The 14,837-nt window shown below is 71.1% G+C and carries 14 protein-coding genes; 5 read left to right on the top strand and 9 right to left on the bottom strand.

The window, feature by feature from the left end; all coding sequences use genetic code 11:
- Positions 1-73 precede the first annotated feature (73 nt).
- The gene (gene lexA, locus ACTOQ3_RS21765; RefSeq protein ID WP_350975199.1) at positions 74-784 is read right to left on the bottom strand and encodes a transcriptional repressor LexA; all 711 of its coding nucleotides are present in this window, start codon (positions 782-784) and stop codon (positions 74-76) included.
- Positions 785-1,604: 820 nt separating this feature from the next.
- Here lexA and ACTOQ3_RS21760 point away from each other — a divergent pair.
- The 4 genes from ACTOQ3_RS21760 (at position 1,605) to ACTOQ3_RS21745 (ending at position 6,314) form a co-directional block, all read left to right on the top strand.
- Positions 1,605-1,871 carry a LysM peptidoglycan-binding domain-containing protein gene (locus ACTOQ3_RS21760; RefSeq protein ID WP_440085180.1) on the top strand — a complete coding sequence of 89 codons (267 nt, stop codon included), beginning with the start codon at positions 1,605-1,607 and terminating at the stop codon, positions 1,869-1,871.
- Between the two features lie 437 nt (positions 1,872-2,308).
- Entirely contained in the window at positions 2,309-2,770 is a 462-nt protein-coding gene (gene nrdR / locus ACTOQ3_RS21755) for a transcriptional regulator NrdR (RefSeq protein ID WP_362682135.1), read from the top strand.
- A gap of 84 nt (positions 2,771-2,854) precedes the next feature.
- Positions 2,855-5,692, top strand: a complete 2,838-nt coding sequence (locus ACTOQ3_RS21750; protein WP_440085179.1) for a vitamin B12-dependent ribonucleotide reductase — start codon at positions 2,855-2,857, stop codon at positions 5,690-5,692.
- Positions 5,693-5,717: 25 nt separating this feature from the next.
- The gene (locus ACTOQ3_RS21745; protein ID WP_440085235.1) at positions 5,718-6,314 is read left to right on the top strand and encodes an RNA-guided endonuclease TnpB family protein; all 597 of its coding nucleotides are present in this window, start codon (positions 5,718-5,720) and stop codon (positions 6,312-6,314) included.
- Positions 6,315-6,357: 43 nt separating this feature from the next.
- Here the strand turns inward: ACTOQ3_RS21745 and ACTOQ3_RS21740 are convergent, their stop codons facing one another.
- The 8 genes from ACTOQ3_RS21740 to ACTOQ3_RS21705 all read right to left on the bottom strand — a co-directional run bounded on the left by ACTOQ3_RS21740 (position 6,358) and on the right by ACTOQ3_RS21705 (position 13,794).
- A complete protein-coding gene (locus ACTOQ3_RS21740; RefSeq protein ID WP_440085178.1) occupies positions 6,358-7,287 on the bottom strand; it encodes an amidohydrolase family protein in 930 nt (309 codons plus the stop codon).
- Positions 7,288-7,351: 64 nt separating this feature from the next.
- Complete coding sequence (locus tag ACTOQ3_RS21735; protein WP_440085177.1) at positions 7,352-8,623, bottom strand: vWA domain-containing protein; 1,272 nt, start codon at positions 8,621-8,623, stop codon at positions 7,352-7,354.
- Positions 8,616-9,482 carry an AAA family ATPase gene (locus ACTOQ3_RS21730; RefSeq protein WP_440085176.1) on the bottom strand — a complete coding sequence of 289 codons (867 nt, stop codon included), beginning with the start codon at positions 9,480-9,482 and terminating at the stop codon, positions 8,616-8,618. The genes ACTOQ3_RS21735 and ACTOQ3_RS21730 overlap by 8 nt, the downstream gene beginning before the upstream one ends.
- A gap of 164 nt (positions 9,483-9,646) precedes the next feature.
- Positions 9,647-9,949, bottom strand: coding sequence for an EthD family reductase (locus ACTOQ3_RS21725; protein WP_440085175.1), 303 nt, complete (start codon positions 9,947-9,949; stop codon positions 9,647-9,649).
- Between the two features lie 31 nt (positions 9,950-9,980).
- Positions 9,981-11,018: a xanthine dehydrogenase family protein molybdopterin-binding subunit gene (locus ACTOQ3_RS21720; RefSeq protein WP_440085174.1), complete on the bottom strand. Its 1,038-nt coding sequence runs from the start codon at positions 11,016-11,018 to the stop codon at positions 9,981-9,983.
- A 3-nt stretch (positions 11,019-11,021) separates the two neighbouring features.
- Positions 11,022-12,407, bottom strand: a complete 1,386-nt coding sequence (locus ACTOQ3_RS21715) for a xanthine dehydrogenase family protein molybdopterin-binding subunit (protein ID WP_440085173.1) — start codon at positions 12,405-12,407, stop codon at positions 11,022-11,024.
- Entirely contained in the window at positions 12,404-12,934 is a 531-nt protein-coding gene (locus tag ACTOQ3_RS21710) for a (2Fe-2S)-binding protein (RefSeq protein ID WP_440085172.1), read from the bottom strand. Before ACTOQ3_RS21710 ends, ACTOQ3_RS21715 begins: the two co-directional genes overlap by 4 nt.
- 56 nt (positions 12,935-12,990) lie before the next feature.
- Positions 12,991-13,794: an FAD binding domain-containing protein gene (locus tag ACTOQ3_RS21705; protein ID WP_440085171.1), complete on the bottom strand. Its 804-nt coding sequence runs from the start codon at positions 13,792-13,794 to the stop codon at positions 12,991-12,993.
- 139 nt (positions 13,795-13,933) lie between these two features.
- Between ACTOQ3_RS21705 and ACTOQ3_RS21700 the strand changes: the two genes are divergently transcribed.
- Entirely contained in the window at positions 13,934-14,623 is a 690-nt protein-coding gene (locus ACTOQ3_RS21700) for a GntR family transcriptional regulator (RefSeq protein ID WP_440085170.1), read from the top strand.
- Positions 14,624-14,837 lie beyond the last annotated feature (214 nt).

Genomic DNA, 14,837 nt, shown 5'->3' with positions numbered 1-14,837 from the left:
GGACGACGTGTTTCGAAACTCGCTCAGCAGGCGCGGAGAAGAACGGTCCGGAGCTCGCCCCGGAACGCTCGCGTCAGAGCTTGCGGAGGACCGCGACGACCTTGCCGAGCACGGTGGCCTCGTCACCCGGGATCGGGTCGTAGTTGGGGTTGTGCGGGACCAGCCAGACATGGCCGTCTCTGCGCTTGAAGGTCTTGACCGTGGCCTCACCGTCGATCATCGCCGCGACCACGTCGCCGTTGTCGGCGACCGGCTGCTGGCGTACGACCACCCAGTCGCCGTTGGCGATGGCGGCCTCGATCATCGAGTCACCGGTCACCTGGAGGAGGAAGAGGGTGCCCTCGCCGACAAGCTGCTTGGGCAGGGCGAAGACGTCCTCGATGCTCTCCTCGGCGAGGATGGGACCACCGGCGGCGATCCGGCCCACCAGGGGGACGTAGGCGGCGGTCGGGCGGCTGACCGGGGCCTCGTCCTCGCCGGAGTCGGGATCCACCCACAGCACGGGCTCGCCGGGAAGGCGGACCTCCAGGGCGCGGGGGCGGTGCGGATCACGCCGCAGGTAGCCCTTGCGTTGCAAAGCCGTCAGCTGGTGCGACACGCTGGAGGTGCTGGTGAGCTGCACCGCCTCACCGATCTCCCGCATGGACGGCGGGTAACCGCGCTGCTGCACGGAATCGCGGATCACCTCAAGGATCTTCCGCTGCCTGGGGGTGAGGCCAAGGGAGTCACGCCTTCGCACCGCCAGGTCGCTGGCGGCCGAACCGTTCTCGTTGTGCTGGCTCATACGAACTCCTCGCCTCCCGGTCTGTATTTAACACGTCGCACACAGCGACCATACCTCGGCCGAAGATCATATTCAAACAATTGTTCGAATGTCCTCGAAATCGGCGACGCCGTGGTGTACAACATCGTACGGGAGTTCGATCGACATCGTGTTCGATTCGCCGATCTTTCTTCGACATGTGTTCGGCCAGGTCGAGGGGATGGGGGTCACCATGAAACCGACCACGACGACACCGCGATCCAGGACCGTGCCGGCATCCCGGGCGGCGCGGCGCTCACCGGAGGCGCCGCGCCTGCGGCTCGTGCCGCCCCCGCGACCGGAGCCGGAGCCGGAGGTCGCGCGAAGGTCCGAGGCGGGGCCCGGGCCGGGGTCCGGGCGGGGGTCGGCGCCGGTGTCGGGACCGCTGCCGGGGCCGCGCCCCGGCCGTGGGCCGGGGCGGAGGTCCGGGCAGGGCCTCGAGCGGGTGTCCGAGCGGGCGTCTGGGCGCGAATCCGGACAGGCGGCCGCCCGTGAGCCGGGGCGGAGGTCCGGGCAGGGGTCCCGGCCGGGGGCCGAGCGGCTGTCCGGGCGTGAATCCGGGCAGGGGTCCGGCCGGGAGTCCGGGCGGTCGTCCGGGCGCGAGCGGAGACGGCGACCCGGTCGCGAGCCGGGCCGGAGGCCTGGCCGTGAGCCGGAGCGGGGGCTCGGGAGCGGATCCGGGCCGAGGAGGGCGCCGGGATCGGCGGTGGCGCCCGTGGTGCGGGCCCGCCGTTCCGGCGTCGCCCGTCCGTCGTCCGTCCGGCGGCCACTCCGGCTCACCAGGCGTGGAAGGATTGTGGCGGTGACGGTGCTCGCGCTCCTCACCCTGGGGGTGCTCTGGATCGGCGGGCGCATCGACATGGCCTCGGCGGGCGGGCGACCGGACCTTGAGGGCCTTCCCCGGATCACGGTGCACGCGGGCGACACGCTGTGGGAGATCGCGGACGCGTTGACGGAGGAGGCCGACGCCGGCCCGATGGTCCGTCGTGTCATGGACCTGAACGGGCTGTCCGGCTCGACGGTCCGGCCGGGGACCCGGCTCTATCTCCCCGAGGGCCTCGTCCGCTGAGGCCCGGGAGGGCCTGTCCCCGAGGTGGACCCCCGAGGTGGGGGAGGGGCGGCGGCGTACGTGGGGGAGGGGTCCGAGAGGGCGGTCGGCGGGCGGGGAGGGGGAGTGCGGGGTGTCTCGCCTGACAGATCGCCCGGGGCGTTTGTGAGGGAAGAGGTGCCCGGGACGAGAGGGGTCTCGCCCGGGTGGCGACACGCCGGGATGTGACGGCTGATCAGCGACTTCGTCCGGCAAGGTCGTTTCAACTTGCGTTCATGGTCGCGCACTTCTACGGTTGGACCACAACATCTAGTGGCTGCATCGCAACCCTTCACCACAGATTGTGTTTCCATTACCGCACCTCGACTATTCGAAGGTGTGTGCGCGAGCGTCTGGGCGTGCGCGTGGTGGGTAGGTGAAGTGGGTCGGCCGCTTCGGTAGTCAAGGAGGCGACACGCGTGCATTGTCCGTTCTGTCGCCATCTCGACACGCGAGTCATCGACAGCCGGGCCACCGAGGACGGTGGGGCCATCCGCCGCAGGCGCACGTGCTCCGAATGCGGGCGCAGGTTCACCACGCAGGAGACCGTCCTGCTCATGGTGAGCAAGCGCAGCGGTGTGACGGAGCCGTTCTTCAGGGACAAGGTGATCGCCGGGGTCCGGCGGGCCTGCCAGGGGCGGTCCGTCAGCGAGGACTCCCTGGCGCAGCTGGGCCAGCGGGTCGAGGAGAGCATCCGGGCCACCGGGTGCGCCGAGATCGCGGCCCACGAGGTCGGGCTGGCCATCCTGGGCCCGCTCCGCGAGCTGGACGAGGTGGCGTACCTGCGGTTCGCCTCCGTCTACCGGGGGTTCGAGACCCTGGCCGACTTCGAGGCGGAGATCGAGCGGCTCCGGGCGGAGCGCTCCACCGAGCAGGACTGATGCAGACCCCGGGCGCCGGGGGTGAGGCGGCGCGTTGATGTGGTCCGATTCGAGGGTTCTGCGGAGCCCCAGGAGGGGGAAGTCATGACGGAGACTGTCGGCGCGGTGACACGTGGGGGCAAGAGGCCGCGCAAGGGCCTGAAGATGAAGCGCATCTTCACCACGCCAGGCGTGCATCCCTATGACGAGCTGACCTGGGAGCGCCGCGACGTCGTCATGACCAACTGGCGCGACGGCTCGATCAACTTCGAGCAGCGCGGCGTCGAGTTCCCCCAGTCGTGGTCGGTCAACGCCGCCAACATCGTGACCACCAAGTACTTCCGCGGCGCGGTCGGCACCCCGCAGCGGGAGTGGAGCCTCAAGCAGCTGGTCGACCGGGTGGTGGGCGTCTACACGCGTACGGCGGTCGAGCACGGCTACTTCGCCACCGACGAGGACGCCGAGATCTTCGACCACGAGCTCAAGCACGCTCTGGTCAACCAGGTCTTCAGCTTCAACTCGCCCGTCTGGTTCAACGTCGGCACCGCGTCGCCGCAGCAGGTCAGCGCCTGCTTCATCCTGGCCGTCGACGACCAGATGGAGTCGATCCTCGACTGGTACAAGGAAGAGGGCGTGATCTTCAAGGGAGGTTCGGGCTCCGGCGTCAACCTCTCCCGGATCCGTTCCTCCAAGGAGCTGCTCTCCAGCGGCGGCACCGCCAGCGGCCCGGTCTCCTTCATGCGCGGCGCGGACGCCTCCGCGGGCACCATCAAGTCCGGGGGCGCCACCCGCCGCGCCGCCAAGATGGTCGTCCTCGACGTCGACCACCCCGACATCGAGGAGTTCGTCGAGACCAAGGCGCGCGAGGAGGACAAGATCCGCGCCCTCCGCGACGCCGGGTTCGACATGGACCTGGGCGGCAAGGACATCGTCTCCGTCCAGTACCAGAACGCCAACAACTCCGTGCGCGTCTCCGACGAGTTCATGCGCGCGGTGGAGAACGGCGAGGAGTTCGGCCTGCGCGCCCGCCTCACCGGCGAGGTCATCGAGAAGATCGACGCCAGAGAGCTGTTCCGCAAGATGGGCAAGGCCGCCTGGGAGTGCGCCGACCCCGGCCTCCAGTACGACGACACGATCAACGACTGGCACACCAGCCCGGAGACGGGCCGCATCACCGCCAGCAACCCCTGCTCGGAATACCTGCACCTGGACAACTCCTCGTGCAACCTGGCGAGCATCAACCTGCTGAAGTTCCTGAAGGACGACGACACCTTCGACATCGCGAACTTCGTGAAGATCACCGAGCTGGTCATCACCGCGATGGACGTCTCCATCACCTTCGCCGACTTCCCGACCGAGAAGATCGACGAGACCACCCGCGCCTACCGCCAGCTGGGCATCGGCTACGCCAACCTCGGCGCGCTGCTCATGGCCACCGGCCACGCCTACGACTCCGACGGCGGCCGGGCGGTCGCCGGGGCCATCACCTCGCTGATGACCGGCGTCTCCTACCGCCGCAGCGCCGAGCTGGCCGCGGTCGTGGGTCCGTACGACGGCTACGCCCGCAACGCCGACGCGCACAAGCGGGTCATGCGCAAGCACAACGACGCGAACGACGCCCTGCGCACGTTCGACGAGATCGACGGGGCCATCCACCGCGAGGCCTCCAAGCAGTGGAACGAGTGCCTGCGGCTCGGCGACAGGAACGGCTACCGCAACGCCCAGGCCTCGCTCCTCGCCCCGACCGGCACCATCGGCCTGATGATGGACTGCGACACCACCGGCATCGAGCCCGACCTCGCCCTGGTCAAGTTCAAGAAGCTCGTCGGCGGCGGCTCCATGCAGATCGTCAACCAGACGATCCCCCGCGCGCTGCGGCGGCTGGGCTACCAGGAGGAGCAGGTCGAGGCGATCGTCGAGTTCATCGCCGAGCACGGCCACGTCGTCGACGCCCCCGGCCTGCGGCGCGAGCACTACGAGGTGTTCGACTGCGCCATGGGCGAGCGCGCGATCGCCCCGATGGGCCACGTCCGCATGATGGCCGCGGCCCAGCCGTTCCTGTCCGGAGCCATCTCCAAGACGGTCAACCTTCCCGAGTCCGCGACGATCGAGGACATCGAGCAGGTCTACATGGAGGGCTGGAAGCTCGGCCTGAAGGCCCTGGCCGTCTACCGCGACAACTGCAAGGTCGGCCAGCCCCTCTCGGCCTCGGGCAAGAAGACCGAGGAGAAGGAGACGCCCGCCGAGCCGGCGATCCAGGTCGTGGAGATCAGCCGCCCGACCCGCCGCCGGATGCCGAACCAGCGCCCCAGCACCACCACCCGCTTCACCGTGGGAGGCGCCAAGGGCTACATGACCGCCTCGTCCTACCCCGACGACGGCCTCGGTGAGGTCTTCCTGAAGATGTCCAAGCAGGGTTCGACCCTCGCGGGCGTCATGGACGCGTTCTCGGTGGCCATCTCCATCGGCCTGCAGTACGGGGTGCCGCTGGAGACGTACGTCGGCAAGTTCGTCAACATGCGTTTCGACCCGGCCGGCATGACCGACGACCCGGACGTCCGCATCGCCGCCTCGGTGATGGACTACATCTTCCGCCGCCTGGCCCTGGACCACCTGCCCTACGACGACCGCGCGGCCCTCGGGATCTTCTCCGCCTCCGAGCGCGCCGCCCAGCAGCGCGGTGAGGACCCGGCCCCGATCCACACCGACGAGGTCATCGCCGAACTCGCCACCTCGGCCCCCATCGAGCCGGCCCCCGCCGAGGAGCCGCGGTCCCGCCCCGAGGCGGTACCCGTGGAGACCCCGCGTCGCACCGGCTCCCTGGAGTCCCACCAGGGCCGCACCGCCGACGCGCCGCTCTGCATGACCTGCGGCACCAAGATGCGCCCGGCCGGCAGCTGCTACGTCTGCGAGGGCTGCGGCTCCACCAGCGGCTGCAGCTGATAATGGGCAAAGTTGTGGCAGATGCATCACTTGGTGTCTCTCGCTGCGGCATGTAATCCCTGATCGGAAGGGGCGTCAGCCTTGTGCTGGCGCCCCTAACTCTTGGGATCGGCTTCGTTCTGAGTCGTGTGGAGAAAACGCGCAACCGGCGAAGCGGGCGCGCCTGCAGGCCAAGGGCACCAGGTCCGCCAAGCGGCTCCTGAAGGCCCGCCGCCGCAAGGAGTCCCGCTTCGCCCGGAACGTCAACCATGTGATCAGCAAGCATCTGGTCGGCAAGGCCAAAGACACCCGGATGGGGATCGCCCTCGAAGACCTCGAGGGGATCCGCGAACGGGTAACGGTTCGTAAGGCTCAGCGTGCCGACCACCACTCGTGGGCGTTCCGCCGGTTCCGCACGTTCGTGACCTACAAGGCCGCCATCGCCGGCGTGCCCGTGCGTCTGGTCGACCCCCGCGATACCTCCCGCACCTGCCATCGGTGCGGGCACTGCGACAAACGTAATCGTCCCAACCGGGACGACTTCACGTGTCTCGGCCGCGGGTTCGCCGGCCCCGCCGACCACAACGCTGCGATCAACATCGGTCGCAGGGCAGTGAGTCACGCTGCCGACGACGCGGCCTGACCCGTGCACCCCATGCACGGTGAGGAGCTGCGAACTCGGCTCTTCAGGGCTGAGAAGCTGACAGGCGGTAGACCCGGCGGGCGGTGGCGGCGAAGACGTTCTGGACGACCTGGGCTGATCGGCCGGCGAGGACCTCCTGCCAGGTGGAGACCAGGGCGGGCAGGTCGGTCCAGATCTTCTCGATCGGGAAGTTGCTCCCCCACATGCAGCGGTGCGAGCCGAAGGCCTCCAGGCAGGTGTCCGCGACCGTCCCGATCAGTGAGCGGTCCACGCGGTGCACGAACGTGCCCTGGCCGGTGAGCTTCACCACGACGTTGGGCCGCTCGGCGAGCAGTCTCAGGCCGCGTTTCCACTCCGCCACCCGGGACACCTCGAAGTCGTCGAGCATCCCCGCGTGGACCAGGACGAACGTGATGTCGGGGAAGTCGTCGACGAAGCTCGCGGCGTCGGCCATCTGCCCGGCGAACACCTGGAGTTCGAACAGCCAGCCGAGGTCGGCGAGCGAGGCGATGTTGCGGCGGAAGACGGGATCCTTCATGCGGTCGGGGGCGGAGGCGAAACGGAACTCCGGCCGCTCGTGCCAGTGCAGCTGCAGCCGGGTGCCCCTCATGAGCGGGGTGAGCGCGGCCTGGCGGCGCATCACGTCGGCCGCGCCCTCGTCGAAGAGGTCGGCGGACCCGATCACGGCCGTGGGCCAGCCGGTCTCGGCGTGCGTCTCGCGCAGCCAGCGCACCTCGTCCAGGGAGCGGTCGAGCGGCCAGTTGGCCTGCACGTAGACCGCGGAGGTGATGCCGCAGGCGGTGGCCTCCTCGACGTACTCCGACACCGGGTAGTCGCGGCGGATCGATTCGTAGGGGCCGAAGATGCGCGGGATCATCTCGCCCTGGAGCCAGGGCAGGTCGGCGGCGCGCCAGATGTGGTGGTGCGCGTCGACGATCCCGGCGGGAGCCGGACTGGCGGTGGTGTCGTTCATCGGGTACCTCCGGCGTGGGGACCCCCGGCTTCGGCCCCGCGCAGGGGCCTGTCCGTGGGGGCTGTCATGAGCGGGCTCCCGCAGGGCGTGGAGTGGAGCGCGGAGTGGCCCACCGCCTGGCCGCCGCGCGCCGGGGGCCGGACAGGACCGCGGGGAGGCGGCGGACCTCCGCGAGGGCGGTGGGCAGGTCTCGTACGCCGCCGAGGTGGTCGAGGTGGGGGAGGAGGGCGGCCACGGCGCGCGTGACCGGGCTGTAGGCGGGAGAGCACGCCAGCGGTGACCACCAGACGAGCCGGTGACCCAGCCGGGACAGGCGGGCGGTCGCGCGGACCATGGGGACGTGGTCGCCGCGTTCGAGCCCGTCGGACAGCACGATCACGAGCGCGCCCCTCGCGAGCGCCACGAACCGCGGAACGCCCAGGAACTCCCGCAGCGCCGCCCCGATCGCGGTGCCGCCGTCGGCGTCCGTCACCCGCTCGGACACCGCTCGCAGCGCCCGGCCCGTGTGGGGGTGCGACAGCGCGGAGGTGATCCTGGTGAGCCGGGTGCCGAAGGTGAAGACCTCGGTGCGGGCCGGTGCCGCGCGCAGTGCCGTGTGCGCCAGGCGGAGCAGGTCGGGGGTGTGCCGCCGCAGCGAGCCCGAGACGTCGACCAGGATGAGCAGGCGGCGCGGGCGCGGGGGCCGGGCGCGCCGGCGCAGCTCGATGATCTCCCCGTCGTGGCGGTGTGCCCGCCGCCAGGCGTGCCGCACGTCCAGCCGGTCGCCGGTCCGCGCCGGGCGCCGCCGCCTCGACGGGGTCGAGGGCAGCACGGCGGGCCAGGCGGCCTCCAGGGCCCGGGTGATCGAACGCCACCGGTCGCCGGTCGCGTCGAAGTCCCGCCTGCCGTACGTGCTGAGCGTGCTGGCCTCGACCCCGTCGCCGGGCAGCACCTCCCGCGGGGCGGGGTCGTCCTCGCCGGGTCCCTGGGGGGAGGGGACGTCGCTCTCCCCGGCGGGCGGCGGTGGCAGGGCGTCCGCGAGGCCGCCCTGCCGGAACCACGCGGCGAAGACCCGGTCGAACGCGGCGAGCTCCTCGATGTCGTGCAGCAGGGTGATCCGGGCGTACCAGTACAGGGCGGTCAGGTCGCGCGGCGGTGACTCGCCGACGACCCGCAGCAGGTCGGCCTGTTTCGGCAGTGCGGTGGTCACGCCCGCGGCGCGCAGCGCGGACAGGAACCCCCACACGTGACCGGCCGCGAGGACGGCGGGTTCGCCGTCGCCGGACGGTCCTTCCGTGAGGGTGGCGGGTTCGCCGTCGCCGGACGGCTCCCGCGCGAAGGTGGAGGGCTCAGGCATCGCCGAACAGCTCCTCCGCGTGCCCGAGGAGCAGCCGGGTGTCCTCCTCGTCCTTGATGAGCAGGCCGAGGGCGCGGCGCAGCGCCACGGGCCAGGGGCTTCCGCCCTCGGCCAGGGTCACCGCGCCCCTGGCCCACTCCACCGACTCGGCGATGCCGGGCCGCTTGAGCAGCGGCAGCCCGCGTACCCGCTGGACGGCGCGTACCAGCCCCTCCGCGGCCCGCTCCTCAAGGCCGGGTACGGCCGCGCGCAGGATCGCCCGCTCGCGGTCGACCTCGGGGAAGGCGATCCAGTGGTAGAGGCACCGCCGCTTGAGCGCGTCGTGCAGCTCGCGGGTCCGGTTGGAGGTCAGCACAACGACCGGCGGCGTGCGCGCCCTGATGGTGCCCAGTTCCGGGACGGTGATCTGGAAGTCGCCCAGGAACTCCAGCAGGAACGCCTCGAACTCGCTGTCGGCGCGGTCGATCTCGTCGATCAGCAGGACCGCGCCGCGGTCGGCCTCCAGGGCGCGCAGCAGCGGCCGCCGCAGCAGGAACTCCTCGCGGTAGAGGTCGCCGACCTCCTGGCCGCGGCTCTCGGCCACCCGGACCTGCAGGAGCTGCTTGGGGTAGTCCCACTCGTACAGCGCCTGTCCGGAGTCCAGCCCCTCGAAGCACTGGAGCCGGATGAGCTCGCGGCCCACGACGCGCGAGAGCACCGTGGCGATTTCGGTCTTCCCGACGCCCGGTTCCCCCTCGAGCAGCAGCGGCCGGCCCAGCCGCAGCGCCAGGTGGACGGCCGTGCACAGGCCCTCGTCGGCGAAGTACCCCTCCCGTTCGAGCGCCGCGGCGAGCGCGCGCTCGTCCAGGAGGCGGCCCACCGAAGCACTCCCACCGGCCCCCGGGACACCTCCGTCGGCCGCCGAGGAGGTCGCGCGGGCCGCAGAGGAGGCCCGGACGGGCGTCGAGGGCTCGCCGGGTGCCGAGAAGGACCCACCGGGCGCCGGGGGGAGCCCGCCGGCCACCGGGGAACCCCCGACAGGCGTCACAGTTGCGCGTGCTCGGTCGTGAGCAGGTGGACCCGCTGGGTGGTGTGCGCGGCGGCGTCGGCCGCGGCGGCCTTGCCGTGCTCGGAGCCGAACGCGGCGGCGCGGGCGTCCTCGTCGTCGAAGTAGAGCTCGTTCACCGAGTCGAACGGCGCGTCCTCGCCGTTGCTGACGCTCACCGTGTACTTGCGCAGCCCGGGAAGCCTTTTGGCGAACTCGACGTGGTCCTCCACGACCCACTTCGCGAACTCCTCGTGGGACATGTTCTCCGCGCGCTTGAGCAGCGAGACGACTTTCAGCATGGGTATCGGTTCCTCCGGATCGGATGGGTGTTCAGGCGTTTCCGCGCGAGGACACCTCGCGCAGGGCGTCCTTGCGCAGGGCGTCCAGCCCGCGCAGGACGCGTTCGGGGGTGAAGGGCATCGCCGTGACGCGCACGCCGCAGGCGTCGAAGATGGCGTTGGCGATGGCCGGGATCGGCGCGTTGGCGGTCATCTCGCCGATGCCCTTGGCACCGTAGGGGCCGTTGCCCGCCGGACGTTCCAGGAACAGGCTGTGCTGTACGGGAATGTCGGCCGGCCCCGGCATGAGGTAGTCGGCGAAGTCGCGGGGTCCGTGGTCGCGCCGCGGGTAGTAGGGTTCGGTGGTCTCGAACAGGGCGTGCGACATGCCCATCCAGGCCCCGCCCTCGACCTGCTGGGTCGCCATCGCCGGGTTGAGCGCCCGGCCGATCTCGTAGGCGTTGTACAGCTCCAGCACCTCGACCACCCCGGTCTCGTCGTCCACCTCGACGACGGCGACCGTGCACGCGTGCGCCTGGCAGGAGTCGGGGTCCATCTCTCCCGTCTCGGGCACCGGCACGCTCGGCTCCTTGAGGAAGATGCCGCGCCCGGAGATCGTGCGGCCGTGCTTGAAGTGCGCGGCCAGGGCGAGGTCGGTGATGTGGATGCTCGGCTGGTCCGAGCCCTTGAGCTTGATGACGCCGGTGCCGTCGGTCTCCAGGTCCCCGGCGTCGACCTCCAGCTCCTCGGCGGCGACCTCCAGCATCACGGCGCGCGCCTCGGCCGCCGCCATGATGACGGCGTTGCCGACGCGGTGGGTGCCCCGGCTGGCGAAGGTCCCCATGCAGTGCGGACCGGTGTCGGTGTCGGCGGTGTTGACCAGGACGTTCTCGATCGGCAGGCCGAGCGTCTCGGCGGCGCACTGCGCGGCGATCGTCTTGATGCCCTGGCCGAGGTCCACCGAGGACAGCGTGATCACGAAGGTGCCCGTGGTCGTGGCGTGGATCAGCGCCTGTGAGGGATCGCCGCCGAGGTTCATGCCGGTCGGGTAGTTCACCGACGCGTATCCGCGCCCGCGCAGCCTGGCCATGGCCTACAGCCCCTCTCGTGTCGTCGACGACATCCGGCGGTACGCCTCGGGCAGCTCGTGCCCGGACATCTCCGCGGCCTTCTGGATCACTTCGACCAGGGCGGTGCCCTCGGCGACCTTGCGGTGGGCCTTGAGGTCCCCGTCGCGGTAGGCGTTGAGGAGGCGCAGCTGGAGCGGGTCCATGGACAGGGCCCTGGCGATCCGGTCCATCTGCGACTCCAGCGCGAAGTCGCCGATCGTCACGCCGAACCCGCGCATCGCGCTGGACGGCGTGCGGTTGGTGAACACGCAGTGGCAGTCGGCCCACACGTTCGGGATCGAGTACGGTCCCGGCAGGTGGGCGGCGGCCTTGGTGGTGCCGTACGGGGTGTGCCGGGCGTAGGCGCCGGAGTCGACGTACAGCGTGACCTTGCGGCCGATGATCCGGCCGTCGTCCATCACGGCGTCCCTGATGTAGATGCGCTCGGCCGCGCGCGGCGAGGAGACCTGCATCTCCTCGTACCTGCTGTAGACGAACTTGACCGGGCGGTCGGTCACCATGGCGGCCACGCACGCGACCGGCTCGACGACGACGTCGACCTTGCCGCCGAAGCCCCCGCCGACCGTCCCGCCGACGACGCGCAGCTTGTTGAACGGGGTCTGGAGGATCAGCGCGGTGTTGTCGAGGGTGAAGAAGCACGCCTGGGTGTCGGAGTGGATGCGCAACCGGCCGTCGGCCTGCGGTACCACCACGCAGCCGGTGGTCTCGGTGGGGGCCTGCTCGATCGGCGCGGACTCGTAGCGCCACTCGAAGACGTGGTCGGCCTGCCCGAACGCCTTCTCCACGTCGCCGAACCGGATCCGCCGGCAGTGGTGCCCCTCGTAGGTGAAGAAGTTGCGGCCGTGGTACTCGTTGACCAGCGGAGCCCCCTCCGCCAGGGCCTCCTCGACGTCGAAGACCGCCGGCAGGTCCTCGTAGTCGACCCTGATCCTGGCCGCGCCCTCCAGGGCCGCCGCCTCGGACTCGGCGACCACCGCGCAGATCGGCTCGCCGAGGTAGCGGACCTTGTCCACGGCCAGGATCGGCTCGTCGTCCGGCCCGACGCCGATCAGCTTGAGCGGGGTGTAGATGTTGTTCGGGATGTCGGCGTGGGTGAGGATCCGCACCACGCCGGGCACCTCGAGGGCGCCGGCCAGGTCGACGCTCCTGATCCTGGCGTGGTGGCGGGCCGAGCGGTGCATCTTCAGGTGCAGCATTCCCCGCGGGGCGACGTCCTCGAAGAACTCGGTCCTGCCGGTGACGTGTCCCCGCGCGTCGGAGCGCTGGACGACCGAGCCGATGACGGTGAAGTCGTCCTCGCGCTCGGAGGCGAAGGAGCCCTTGTCGATGGGGGCGAGCCGGTAGGTCATCGCGACACCGTTCCTTCCACGGGCTCCTCCACGGGCCGTCCCGGCTCCGTGCCCTCCCCGCGCCTGCGCCTGGCCGCGTCCAGGATGGCGATCATGATGGGCTGGTAGCCGGTGCACCGGCAGACGTTGCCCGAGATCGCCTCGGCCACGTCCTCCTTGGTCGGGTCGGGGTTGCGGTCCAGCAGGGCCTCGGCGACCATGATCATGCCCGCCGTGCAGAACCCGCACTGGGTGGCGAAGTTGTCGACGAAGGCGCTCTGCACCTCGTCGAGGTCCCCGCCGGCGGCCACTCCCTCGAGCGTGCGGACCGAGCAGCCCGAGACCGTTTCCACGGCGACCAGGCACGCCGTCACGGGCCGGTCGTCGACCAGTACGGTGCAGGTGCCGCAGCTGCCCTGCGCGCAGCCGCGCTTGGCCGCGGTGAGCCCCAGCGAGTCGCGCAGGGTCGCCAGGAGAGTGGTCCCCGGTCTGGCGATGAACTCCCGGGGTTCGCCGTTGACGACGAGCGAGACGATCTGTGACGACATTGTCCGGCCCTTTCTGGGGGGTGGGCGCGTATGAGCACGTGGGGGCGCGGGGACCGCTAGCCGGTGAAGGCCCGGCGCAGGTGCACGGGCAGGACGCGCGCCCGGTACCACGCGCTGGCGTAGGCGTCGTCGAAGGGCGCGGTGTCGGAGCGGGCGGCCTCCCCGGCCTCGGTCAGGACCTCGGGGCTCAACGGGCGGCCCGCCAGCAGCCGCTCGGCCGACACCGCGCGCACCGGGCGCGGGGCGACGCCGCCGAGGGCGATCCTGGTCGAGGTCACCACGCCGTCCTCGGTGCGCGTCACGGAGGCGACGGTCACGATGGACGCCGAGTTCAGCTTGCGGCGCATGGCCTTGTGGTAGTACCAGGTCCCCGGTTCCGGCAGGGCTATCACCACCGCCGTGACGAACTCGCCCGCGGCGACCCCCGAGGCGAGCACGTCGGCCACCGGGGCGTCGCGCCGCCCGCCGGGGCCCGCGATCTCGCACAGCGCGTCGAGGGCGAGCAGGCATACCGCCAGGTCGCCGTACGGCTGCGCGACGAACAGGTTGCCGCCCACGGTCGCCAGGTTGCGGATCGTGGGGGAGGCGATGGTGCGCACCGCCGGGCGCAGGAAGCCGAGCCCGGGATGCTCCTCGACGGAGGAGAGCGGAGCCGCCGCGCCGATCCTGGCGACGCCGTCGCGGACCTCGATCCCCGCCAGCCCGGCCCTTCGCAGGCTGATCAGCTCGCTCCCGGTCGCGGCCCCGCCGCTGACCAGCGGCATCACGACGGTGCCGCCACCCATGATCTGGCCGCCCCTCGCCGAGTGGACCGCCACGGCCTCGGCGGACTCCGGCACGTGGACCGCCTGGATCATCATGTCCGGACCCCCTGCGTTACAAGCGGGTTAAATATCGATAATTGATTATCGGAACCGTAGGCTGAGGCTCGTCCCTGAGTCAAGGGGAGGTCAAGAGGAGATCGATGAACGAGAATCGACGCTCGGTAGGATGCGCTCCATGACCGAGGAGATGACGGGGGAGCCCTCCATGCTGCCGCGGCTGACGCTGTCGCGGCAGATCCGCGACTCGCTGGTCAGCCGGATCGTCTCCGGCCAGTTCAGGCCCGGTGAGCGACTGGTGGAGACGCGTCTCGCGGCGACGTACGGCACGAGCCAGGCGCCCGTCCGCGAGGCGCTGCGCGAGCTGGAGGTCATGCGGCTGGTGGAGACCCAGCCGCGCAGGGGCACCTTCGTGCGCCCCTTCGTCCACGAGACGCTCAGGGAGAGCTACGTCGTGCGGGCCGCGCTGGAGGAGACGGCCATCCGGCTCGCCCTCCTCGCCGGGACCGTCCCGCTGGAGGCGCTCGGGTCGGACGTGGCGGCGATGCGGGCCGCGGCCGTCGAGGGCGACGGCGAGGCGTCCATGCGGGCGAGCGTGTCCTTCCACCGGCGCATCGTCGAGGCCGCTCGCAACGAGCTGCTCAGGCTCTCCTGGGAGGGGCTGCAGATCGAGGCGCGCACCTCGGTCACGATGCTCGCGACCGGCGTGGACCTCCACGACATCGCCCGCGACCACGCCGAGCTGCTGGCGGTGATCGAGCGCGGCGACCTGGAGACGGCCTGCAAGCACGCCCGCGACCACCAGTGGCACTACGCCGACCTCCCGCACGACGCCCACGGCAGGATCCGCGACACCGCCGCCGGCTGAATCCCGCCTGAATCCCGGCTGAATCACCGCGTATCCGGAGGATTCGCGGTTGGAAGCCGGTGACCGGGGTAGCCGGGCCGGGCTGTCGTCATCACCGGCCGGAACGGCGGGTCACCCGATCCTCATGAGGGGCCGGCGCCCGCCGCGGCACGGACGGCGAGATCGTGCGCGGCGCGGGAGCCCGCACGACCTCACCGCCCCGGCCGGGATGCGG

Source organism: Streptosporangium sp. LJ11 (genome assembly GCF_051918945.1).
Taxonomy (GTDB): domain Bacteria; phylum Actinomycetota; class Actinomycetes; order Streptosporangiales; family Streptosporangiaceae; genus Streptosporangium.
The sequence above is the reverse complement of the archived record's forward strand: the minus strand, read 5'-3'. Positions and strand labels throughout refer to the sequence as shown.

What these genes read in the sequence shown, in the direction of transcription:
- ACTOQ3_RS21735 (WP_440085177.1), bottom strand. Translation starts at nt 8,623, where the DNA reads ATGCCTGAGCCCTCCACCTTCGCGCGGGAGCCGTCCGGCGACGGCGAA.
- ACTOQ3_RS21715 (WP_440085173.1), bottom strand. Translation starts at nt 12,407, where the DNA reads ATGACCTACCGGCTCGCCCCCATCGACAAGGGCTCCTTCGCCTCCGAG.
- ACTOQ3_RS21710 (WP_440085172.1), bottom strand. Translation starts at nt 12,934, where the DNA reads ATGTCGTCACAGATCGTCTCGCTCGTCGTCAACGGCGAACCCCGGGAG.
- ACTOQ3_RS21720 (WP_440085174.1), bottom strand. Translation starts at nt 11,018, where the DNA reads ATGGCCAGGCTGCGCGGGCGCGGATACGCGTCGGTGAACTACCCGACC.
- ACTOQ3_RS21700 (WP_440085170.1), top strand. Translation starts at nt 13,934, where the DNA reads ATGACCGAGGAGATGACGGGGGAGCCCTCCATGCTGCCGCGGCTGACG.
- ACTOQ3_RS21740 (WP_440085178.1), bottom strand. Translation starts at nt 7,287, where the DNA reads ATGAACGACACCACCGCCAGTCCGGCTCCCGCCGGGATCGTCGACGCG.
- ACTOQ3_RS21705 (WP_440085171.1), bottom strand. Translation starts at nt 13,794, where the DNA reads ATGATGATCCAGGCGGTCCACGTGCCGGAGTCCGCCGAGGCCGTGGCG.
- ACTOQ3_RS21750 (WP_440085179.1), top strand. Translation starts at nt 2,855, where the DNA reads ATGACGGAGACTGTCGGCGCGGTGACACGTGGGGGCAAGAGGCCGCGC.
- lexA (WP_350975199.1), bottom strand. Translation starts at nt 784, where the DNA reads ATGAGCCAGCACAACGAGAACGGTTCGGCCGCCAGCGACCTGGCGGTG.
- ACTOQ3_RS21725 (WP_440085175.1), bottom strand. Translation starts at nt 9,949, where the DNA reads ATGCTGAAAGTCGTCTCGCTGCTCAAGCGCGCGGAGAACATGTCCCAC.